Raw genomic sequence first — 9,120 nt, 5'->3', positions numbered from 1 at the left:
GGACGTCAGTGCGCCGGGCATGGCGCACATCTATAGGGTGAAAGTCCCGAGCAGTGACGTTGGGAGTAGCTGTTAGCCAATATGGCAAGGGTGTCCATCGCAAGGTGGAATCTGGAGGAAGCCTGCGGCAAATCGCTGAGCCGAGGAACACGAATCTCATACGAGGCGGGCTGCGTGGAGTAAGTGTGCTGAACAACACGAAGCTCATCCCAACACGGCAGCGCAGTACGTATATGAGGCGGCTACCTGGCGAGAAAGATGTGCGTCTTACCCCGGGAGGTCCCTTGCAACCGCTAGAGCCAAGCCAACCGCACAGCGGGAGGGGCGGCAAGGCTGTGAGGGAAGTCAGCAGCGGCCATAGTAGGTGGCCACATTCCACCGAAGGGCCAAAGGCAAGTGAAAGGGTTTCTCCGTGATCTCTGACCAACGCGATGACAACCGACCGCAGTTTAGTAGCAGCGGCAGACCGGTTACGGGCCGGAACCCTTGCGAACCCTGCTACCCGGTCTCCATGGACGATGTGCTTGAAAGTGCCAATATGGCGGCGGCATGGAACCGGGTGCAGCGCAATAAAGGGGCCGCTGGCCCCGATGCACGCACCATTGAGGACACCGAATCCTATTTGAAGGAGGCGTGGCCGGGGGTCAAGGAAACCCTTCAATCAGGCGCTTATCAGCCAGGTTCGGTGAGAACGGTCTACATTCCGAAGGGTAATGGCAAGCACCGTATGCTGGGCATCCCTAACGTGTTAGACCGCTTAATCCAGCAAGCCATCCATCAAGTGCTCAGCCCTCACTACGAGAAGGATTTCTCTGACTCAAGCTTTGGCTTCAGACCAGGCCGTAATGCCTGGCAAGCAATTGAGCAGGCTCATGACTACGCCAAACAGGGTTACACGATAGTGGTCGATATTGATTTGGAGAAATTCTTTGACCAGGTCAACCACGATCTTTTGATGGCCAGGCTAGCAAAACGTATTCACGACAAGCGTTTGCTTGGTGTGATCCGTCGCTACCTTCAGGCCGGAATGATGATGGGGGGGTTCGTTAGTCAGCGAGAGAAAGGCACACCGCAAGGATCGCCCTTGAGTCCGTTGCTTAGTAATATCCTACTTGACGATCTGGACAAGAAACTGGATGCCAGAGGCCACCGGTTCTGCCGATATGCCGATGACTGCCAGATCTACGTCCAAAGCCGTCGAGCGGGCCACCGAGTCAAGGACAACGTGACCGCCTTTCTCGAAACACGACTCAAACTCCCGGTAAATCGGGAGAAGAGCCGCGTCGTCTCTGTCTCACGCAGCAATTTTCTCGGGTACAGCTTTGTTGGAAAGGCTAATCCGCGCATCCGCTGCAGTAATGAGACGATCAAACGCTTCAAGAAACGGATCAGGCAACTGACCCGCGGGCATGATCGCGAAGCCATTGAGGTGAAGCTTGCCCGTCTCGATCGATATATTCGAGGCTGGACAAGCTACTTTCGGTTGGCAGAGACACGCCGCTTATTTGCTGATATCGACAGCTGGATACGAAGCCGACTACGCATGTGCCTGATGAAACAGTGGTTTAAACCGAGAACCCGAGTGAGGAAAATGATCGAACTCGGGCTCCCTGTGGATGAGGCGAAAGGATACTGTCAGCACAAGCGCTGGTGGTTTCTGGCCCAACTCCATCATACGCGGTTCGCGATGAATAACCGCTGGTGGCACAAGCGAGGCTTCCGTGGTGTGCGCTTTTATATGGAGCGGTTTGCCAACACTTGACCAACCGCCGTGGTACGGATCCGTATGCCAGGTGGTGTGGGCGGACGGGGACTAGCTCCCCTCCGACCCGATAAGCGCAGTGATGAGGCAGCATGCCGAGAGAGGCATACAGCGATCAGGCGCGAGATCCCTTGAAAGCATCGGCAGGCACGCTGAAGCGGTCGGACAGTTCGCATACCTGCCGCCAGTTCAGGGTGCGCTTACCAGACAAGATTGCTGACACTACGGGCTGCGCTCCCACTTCTGGCAGATCACGCTGCGTCACGCCATGCTCCTGCATGAGGTATCGCAGTACCTCAGCGCCTGACGCCTGTGGCAGGGGTCGATGCTCTTCGTCATACGCTTCGATGAGATCGCCGAGGAGAGAGGCAAGGCTGGCCAGCGGGTGGTCCTCGTCGTCACCGATGAGGTCGAGCAGTTCATCCAGGGCTTCTACCTTGGCATCATACTCATTCTCTGTCTCGGGTGTAGCGAGCAGTGGAGAGATGTAGCGCCAGTGAGTGGCAGCTTGGTCGAGGATAGCGTTCATGTTCACTCCTTCCACTTGCCCTTGTCGTACTCATTGTGATCAAGGATGTCGCGGATGAAAACGCGCCTGGCGCGATAGTGGACGACAGCGATCAGTCGGATCTTGTTGCCACCGATATCGAATACGTGGTGGCTGCCCACCTTGTCCGTTGCTGGGAAGATCCCTTTCATGGCAGCGAAATCCTTCGGCTCGCTGGCCTTCATGATGCGGTACCACGCTTCAAGCGCTGTGGCAGCTTGTGGCCACTTCTCCATGGCTTCCCATATGCGCTTCTGCGTGATGATGTGCATGCTGACCTTCCCTACCTTCGCTTCGCTCACTATATAGCAATCTGCTATCAATAGCAAGTTGCTATATCGGCACTTACTTGGGTAGGCGCGCAACAGCACGTAACCTGATCAAGCTTAGCGTGCTTAGCGATGCGCAAATTGCTGAAGCAACTAATTTGGACGTGGCCGAAGTCGCTGCCTTGCGCCACGAGCCAAAGCATTAAGCCTCGATGAGACGAAGGAGCTGCACGGCGCAGCCTGGGCACTGAGTCGCCCCAAGCAGCTCCTGCGTTATGCCCTCAGGCCATTTCAAGCTCGACATGGCCGGGAGATGAGCGGTAGCGTGAGGGGCCAATCACAATCTTCACTTCTCGACCGAGGCGAGCGATAGCGTCGATCATCATCTGTGACCATGTGCGCGCCGGAGTGGGGCAAGCTGGGGGCGCTTCCTTGCAAGTAGCGCGCTAACACCAAAAGTACGCTGGGAATATACCCGCTCTACCGGGGGTTAATTCAGCCTTAGACCAAGCTAAGTGCGTGATAAAATGGTGCTCTATTTTTATTCGAGCACCGCTTTGGGAGCCTTGTGAAATCAAATTCCACTACCATTTCTGCGCTGTACGTGGTCAATGAACTGATCCCCAAATTGAACGCCGTTGAAAAACGCGTCGAGCTGACCATCGGGTCCGCTAGCGCTCGCGAGGGCGTGCCTATGGGCATTGAGCGAATGACTCGTCTACAAGCGGAGTTTCAGCTTGAGCTCACCATGATTCGCTTGAATCTGGCACATTTGCTGAAACGCTATCAGGCAGTGCTGGAGGCTGCAATGCAGGACCCAGCCAACGACCAGCTATTGACCCTGGATGCTTACGAAGCCACGGCCATTGCCAGCGCCAAGCAGTTATATGAGCGGGTGCAGCAGCTGCAGAAAGGGGATTAATACGTGATGACGGCGGACGAGCGCGAGCGAGTGATTCTGGCCCTGGAAGCACTGATACATGATACTCGCCAAACGCTGGCAAACGTCGAAAAGCACGGCCTGGAGGAAGCACAGCCGAAAGATTACCAGGCGCTGCTGGATATTCTGGATACCGCCGTCAAGCAGCAGCGTGCCCATACGCTGGCCATGTTGAAGGTAGAAGAAGGCCTCAATGAGCCACCGCGTTCTGGTGCTGCTCTTTCCTTGACATAAACGCCTCTCCCTAGACCAAATGTTAGCTTGCAAACCGCCTGCCATGAACTATGGTCTTTTCTGGTAAGCAGTTTGGTGCTTGGCTAACAAAACGAGAACAGGGCGATGGATACCCAAACGTTGGTGTTGGTAGTGGCGATTAGTGCGCTTTGGTTGAGCGTGACTTGCGGGTGTGTGGCAGGGTACATGTTGCTGGTGCGGCGGGCCAACGAGGTGCCGGCAGGGGCGTTGGGTGGTGCGCCGCCGCCTGTCGTGGCCCCAGAAGCACCGGCCTTATTGAATGCGGAAAATGCGGTTTGGGAAGTAAAAGTGCTGTTCGACGAGCCGTCGCCTGCGCTGAACGACCGCTTGAGTGCGGTATTGAGTTCGGCAGGTGCGGTGTATGAACAGCGCACCAAGACCTTTGCCGTGGCGGGGGATTCTTCTCGCACGCCGATTCTGATCGAAAATGCGCTGGGGTCGGGCCAGTTGCCACCCTTGACCGAATCCCAGGCCAGTCATCCGCCGGTGAAGGGCGTCAGCATCAAGATTGCCAAGACCCAGCGCATGCTGGCTCCCAGCAAGCTGCAGTTGGCCAAACTGGTGTCGCTTTCCAAAAAGCTGGCCAAGTTGGGGGGCACGGCGTTGGATGCCGAGAAGCAACCGATTACCCCCGCTGGGTTCGAGGCGGTGATTCAAGGGCAAGCGAGGGTGTAATACACCGCATCGTGTGGCGCTCTGGATTGGGCTTGGCAGCCATCAGCTAATGCTGGGCATACTTTAAATGCCACATAGATTAGGGGCCGATGTGGCTGTCCTGCTCGGGCGTGTGGGGAGTTGTAAGCTCAGTGCGTGCTTTCGTTACGCAGCTTGGCGATCTCCTCCACCGTTAGCCCAGTAGCGACAGCAATTTGGTCGTCACTCAGCGCACCAAGCGTTAACAAATTGCGGGCTGTGGTGACGATGCCTTCCTGGCGTCCTTCCTGGCGTCCCTCTAAACGCCCGGCCTGGCGTTCTTCCTGGGCCCAGTTTGCAAGATTTTCTGCTAGCATGGTTTTGTCCTCCACTAAACTATTGAGCTGGTCCAGGTTTGCATTGGCGCCTAACCTTTGCAAATAGCGCTTTAGCCAGCGGGTAACGATCTTGTCGATCCGCTCTTTGTCCGGGGCGGCTTGTATGATCGTGACAATTCGGTCCACCGCTTGCTGTAAACCTTTCATGTCGGTTGAGGCTTTTTCGATGCCGAATACCCCACTTAGCGGTGTTGGGCGCAGGGCAAGCTCTTCATCAGTGTAGCGCCCTTCATCGATGAGGTAGTAGCGAAGGTGTGGCTGATAGACCTGCAGAAACGAGGGTGGTTCCGGGTACACCATGTCGTAGATGTCCTGGCGTGCTGTCCAACGTTCGGCCCCATTGTAAAGCACTAGGGGTATGGCCTGGCAGCCATCATCAACAAACGCCCCGCCATGGCTGCCACCGGGGGCGTGTGCGTTGTATGCGTAGGCTGTACGTGTATGCAGTGCGCCCGTAGTCAGGCGAGCTGTGGGCTGGGTTGTAGCAGTTGGCTGGAAAGTAGCGCCCACTGGTCTTCCCAGTACTCGGTGGGCAGCCGTTTGAAGTCGCTGCGCACGTACTGGGCGATGCGCCCTTCGGCTTGCGCGATCAGCAGGTTGGCAGCGGCGGAGGCGGGAATGCTGGGGCGCAGCCCTTCACGCAGCTCGGCTTCGCGGAGGATTTGTTTCAGCTGGGTTTCCAGGCGTTCGAACAGCTGGTGAACGCGCAGGCGCAGGCGTGCTGTTTCGCCGGTGAGTGCGTCGCCGCCCAGTACTCGGGCCAGGCCGGGGTTTTTTTCGGCAAAGCCCAGCAGCAGTGAGAGTATCGTGCTGCAGCGGGTGGTGGCGTCGGGGATGTCTTCCAGTATCCGGGTGATGCGCGCGAAAATGCTCTCTTCGATGAAGTCGATCAAGCCTTCGAACATGCGCGCCTTACTGGGGAAGTGGCGGTACAGCGCCGCTTCGGAAACCCCCACCTGGCGGGCCAGGGCGGCGGTGGTGATCCGCTTGCCGCTGTCCTCTTCCAGCATGATGGCCAGGGCCTGCAGGATTTGCTCGCGACGGCGAGGCTTGCGGTCGTTACTCATGACTCTTGCCCTCCGTCGCAGTTAGCCTGCGTTGGTGATCAGGGTGCCTACCCCAGCGTTGGTGAAGATTTCCAGCAGCACGGCATGCGGCACCCGGCCATCGATGATGTGGGCGCTGTTAACGCCCCCCTTGACGGCGTCCAGGGCGCAGCGAATCTTCGGCAGCATGCCGCCGTAGATGGTGCCATCGGCAATCAGGGCATCTACCTGGGCCGTGGTCAGGCCGGTCATGACCTGGCCTTCGCTGTTCATCAGGCCCGCCACGTTGGTCAGCAGCATCAGCTTTTCGGCGTTCAGCGCTTCCGCCAGCTTACCGGCCACCAGGTCGGCGTTGATGTTGTAGCTGTTGCCTTGGGCGTCCACGCCGATAGGGGCGATGACCGGAATGAAGTCGCGGGCCGCGAGCATCTCGATCAGGTCGGTGGAGATCGCTTCCACTTCCCCCACGTGGCCGATGTCGATGATCTCCGGGGCGGTCATTTCCGGGCTTTGATGCTCCACCTTCAACTGGCGGGCACGAATCTGGGCGCCATCCTTGCCGGTCAGGCCAATTGCTTTGCCGCCGCTCTGGTTGATCAGGTTGACGATGCTCTTGTTGACCAGGCCGCCCAGCACCATTTCCACCACGTCCATGGTTTGCGAGTCGGTGACCCGCATGCCGTTGACGAAGCGCGATTCGATATTGAGCTTTTCCAGCAGGCTGCCAATTTGCGGGCCGCCGCCGTGCACCACCACGGGGTTGATGCCGACTTCTTTCATCAGCACGATGTTACGAGCAAAGGAGTCGATCAGCGTATCTTCGGTCATGGCGTTGCCGCCGTACTTCACGACCACGGTCTTGCCGGAAAACTGCTGAATGTAGGGAAGGGCTTCGGATAGCACCTCCACTACGACCTGGGGGTCGCGGCTAGCTGAACTCATGAGATTGTCCCTTTGCTCTAGTAATATCTGCTTTTAATGTCTGCTTCATCGTCGCGCGGGTGGTGGGCGCTCCGTGGCATGATCATGTGATGGGGGTATCCGGGATCGTCAACGTAGGTGAAACACCTTGCAGGGCGCGTGCGAAGCGCTCGCGTATCCGTTCCAGGGCCGCGCTGTCTTCCCCCTCGAAGCGCAGCACCAGCGCGGGCGTCGTGTTGGACGCTCGGCACAACCCCCAGCCGTCGGGGTAGTCAACGCGAATACCATCCAGCGTGGTTTTGATACCTTCGCCGAAGTCGCCCTCTCTGGCAAGCGTCTCGACCATGGCAAATTTGTCGGCATCCGCCACGGTGATGTTGATTTCGGGCGTGCTCACTGCCTGGGGAAATTGGTCGAAGAAGGCATCCGCATCGCCTGGGTAGCGGGCCAGTATTTCCAGTAGCCGGGCGGCGGCATACAGGCCGTCATCGAAACCGTACCAGCGTTCCTTGAAGAAGATGTGACCGCTCATCTCGCCCCCCAGCAAGGCGCCGGTTTCCTTCATGCGCGCCTTGATGAGCGAGTGGCCGGTGCGCCACATCTCCGGCTCGCCGCCAGCCTCGCTCACCACCCGTGCCAGGTGCCCGGTACACTTGATGTCGAACACCACTTTGGCACCAGGGTTGCGGGAGAGCATGTCGGTGGCGAACAGCATCATCAGGTGGTCGGGAAAGATCATTCGCCCGCGCGGCGTGACCACGCCCAGGCGGTCGCCGTCGCCGTCGAAGGCCAGGCCGATGTCTGCGCCTACCTGCTGCACCTTGCGCATCAGATCCTGCAGGTTCTCCGGTTTGCCGGGGTCGGGGTGGTGGTTGGGGAAGCGGCCATCGATCTCGGCGAACAGCGCCGTGGTGGCCACCCCCAACCGTTCGACCAGCTGAGGGCCAAGCTCGCCCGCCACGCCGTTGCCGCAATCCACCACCGCACTGAGCGGCCTTGCGAGCTGCACATCCTCGAGAATACGCGCCAGATACGTGGCCCGCAGGTCGTGGGCGCGCACACGGCCATGGCCCTCGGTGAAGTCGCCTGACTGAATGCGCTCGTACAGGGCGGTAATCGCGTCGCTGGCCAGGGTTTCTCCGGCCAGCACGATTTTGAAGCCGTTGTAGTCGGGCGGGTTGTGGCTGCCGGTCAGCATTACCCCGGAGCAGCTCTCGGGCAGGGTGTGTGTGGCAAAGTAGAGCACTGGCGTAGGCACCATGCCAAGGTCGATCACATCGCGCCCGGCGGCCTGGAGCCCTTTGATGAGCGCCGCCTGCAGGCGTGGCCCCGAGACTCTGCCGTCCCGTGCGACGATCATGGTGTGTTCACCGCGGGCGGCGGCTTCCGAGCCCACTGCCCGGCCAATCAGCTCGGCGGTGGCTTCGCTGAGAGTGTCATCCACGATGCCGCGAATATCGTAGGCGCGAAAAATCGAAGCGGGTACGGTCATGGTCAATCCCTGAAAGAGCGCGCTAGTGAGTGCTTACTGGCGGCCAGTGCTGCCAAAGCCGCCACTGCCACGGGTGGAATCGGTGAAGCTGTCGACGAGGGTCAGTTCGGCCTGCACCACCGGCACCAGCACGTATTGTGCCAGGCGCTCGAACGGCGTGACCGTGAAGCTGGCCTGCCCGCGGTTCCATACCGAGACCATCAATTCGCCCTGGTAGTCGGAGTCGATCAGCCCCACCAGGTTGCCCAGCACGATGCCGTGCTTATGCCCCAGCCCCGAACGCGGCAGGATCATGCCGGCAAGGTTGGGGTCTTCGATATAGATGGCCAGGCCGGTGCGCACCAGCTGGCATTCGCCTGGCGCCAGCGTCAGCGGTTCGTCCAGCAGGGCGCGCAGGTCCATGCCCGCCGAGCCAGCGGTGGCGTAAGAGGGCAGATAGTCGCGCAAGCGCTCGTCCAATACCTTGCACTGCAGGCGAGGGCGGTTCATGAGGAAGCTCCGTGAGAAGTGTGAGGCAGCAGGGAGAGCGCCTGCTGCACGATCAGGGTGGCCAGCGCGGTCTTGGGTTGGGGCGGCGCGCTGTGTTGCTGCGTGCCGTCAGGCGTACGCCAGAGCAGCAGGGCGGCGTTGTCGTCGCTGCCAAAGCCCAGCCCTTGCTGGGCCACGTCGTTGGCCACGACCATGTCCAGGCCCTTGCGGTCGAGCTTGTGGCGGGCGTAGCGCTCGACCTCCTGGGTTTCGGCGGCAAAGCCGACCACGAAGGGGCGTTGCCTGTTGGGCAAGGCCGCCACGTCGGCAATGATGTCCGGGTTTTTCACCAGCGTCAGGGTCAGCGTGTCCTGATCGTCGGTTTTCTT

At 59.3% G+C, this 9,120-nt stretch carries 12 protein-coding genes; 4 read left to right on the top strand and 8 right to left on the bottom strand.

Translation table 11 applies throughout. The annotated features are described in order from the left end of the window. Positions 1 to 511 precede the first annotated feature (511 nt). Complete coding sequence (gene ltrA, locus B7L71_RS06475) at positions 512 to 1,762, top strand: group II intron reverse transcriptase/maturase (protein WP_212636734.1); 1,251 nt, start codon at positions 512 to 514, stop codon at positions 1,760 to 1,762. Positions 1,763 to 1,877: 115 nt separating this feature from the next. On the opposite strand, the gene B7L71_RS06470 is transcribed toward ltrA, so the two are convergent. Then, on the bottom strand, positions 1,878 to 2,291 hold the full coding sequence (locus B7L71_RS06470) for a helix-turn-helix domain-containing protein (RefSeq protein WP_081136767.1): 414 nt from the start codon (positions 2,289 to 2,291) through the stop codon (positions 1,878 to 1,880). 2 nt (positions 2,292 to 2,293) lie between these two features. Continuing rightward, complete coding sequence (locus tag B7L71_RS06465; protein WP_081136765.1) at positions 2,294 to 2,581, bottom strand: type II toxin-antitoxin system HigB family toxin; 288 nt, start codon at positions 2,579 to 2,581, stop codon at positions 2,294 to 2,296. Positions 2,582 to 3,146: 565 nt separating this feature from the next. Here B7L71_RS06465 and B7L71_RS06460 point away from each other — a divergent pair. The 3 genes from B7L71_RS06460 (at position 3,147) to B7L71_RS06450 (ending at position 4,448) form a co-directional block, all read left to right on the top strand. Next, entirely contained in the window at positions 3,147 to 3,500 is a 354-nt protein-coding gene (locus tag B7L71_RS06460) for a hypothetical protein (RefSeq protein ID WP_081136763.1), read from the top strand. Between the two features lie 3 nt (positions 3,501 to 3,503). Further along, on the top strand, positions 3,504 to 3,752 hold the full coding sequence (locus B7L71_RS06455) for a hypothetical protein (protein WP_232710801.1): 249 nt from the start codon (positions 3,504 to 3,506) through the stop codon (positions 3,750 to 3,752). 105 nt (positions 3,753 to 3,857) lie between these two features. Next, the gene (locus tag B7L71_RS06450) at positions 3,858 to 4,448 is read left to right on the top strand and encodes a hypothetical protein (protein WP_081136759.1); all 591 of its coding nucleotides are present in this window, start codon (positions 3,858 to 3,860) and stop codon (positions 4,446 to 4,448) included. A 128-nt stretch (positions 4,449 to 4,576) separates the two neighbouring features. Here the strand turns inward: B7L71_RS06450 and B7L71_RS17610 are convergent, their stop codons facing one another. The 6 genes from B7L71_RS17610 to B7L71_RS06420 all read right to left on the bottom strand — a co-directional run. Next, complete coding sequence (locus tag B7L71_RS17610; protein ID WP_249273187.1) at positions 4,577 to 5,104, bottom strand: hypothetical protein; 528 nt, start codon at positions 5,102 to 5,104, stop codon at positions 4,577 to 4,579. Positions 5,105 to 5,262: 158 nt separating this feature from the next. Then, positions 5,263 to 5,871, bottom strand: a complete 609-nt coding sequence (gene slmA / locus B7L71_RS06440; protein ID WP_081136757.1) for a nucleoid occlusion factor SlmA — start codon at positions 5,869 to 5,871, stop codon at positions 5,263 to 5,265. 21 nt (positions 5,872 to 5,892) lie between these two features. Further along, positions 5,893 to 6,792: an acetylglutamate kinase gene (gene argB, locus B7L71_RS06435; protein ID WP_016915070.1), complete on the bottom strand. Its 900-nt coding sequence runs from the start codon at positions 6,790 to 6,792 to the stop codon at positions 5,893 to 5,895. An 82-nt stretch (positions 6,793 to 6,874) separates the two neighbouring features. After that, entirely contained in the window at positions 6,875 to 8,263 is a 1,389-nt protein-coding gene (locus B7L71_RS06430; RefSeq protein WP_081136755.1) for a phosphomannomutase/phosphoglucomutase, read from the bottom strand. Between the two features lie 33 nt (positions 8,264 to 8,296). Continuing rightward, positions 8,297 to 8,752: a dUTP diphosphatase gene (gene dut, locus B7L71_RS06425; RefSeq protein ID WP_081136753.1), complete on the bottom strand. Its 456-nt coding sequence runs from the start codon at positions 8,750 to 8,752 to the stop codon at positions 8,297 to 8,299. Then, a partial coding sequence (locus B7L71_RS06420; protein ID WP_283160404.1) for a phosphopantothenoylcysteine decarboxylase domain-containing protein occupies positions 8,749 to 9,120 on the bottom strand: 372 nt, incomplete at its 5' end. The genes dut and B7L71_RS06420, both read right to left, overlap by 4 nt.

This window comes from Halomonas sp. BC2 (genome assembly GCF_002078115.1).
Taxonomy (GTDB): domain Bacteria; phylum Pseudomonadota; class Gammaproteobacteria; order Pseudomonadales; family Halomonadaceae; genus Vreelandella; species Vreelandella stevensii.
This window is presented reverse-complemented; position numbering and strand designations above follow the sequence as displayed.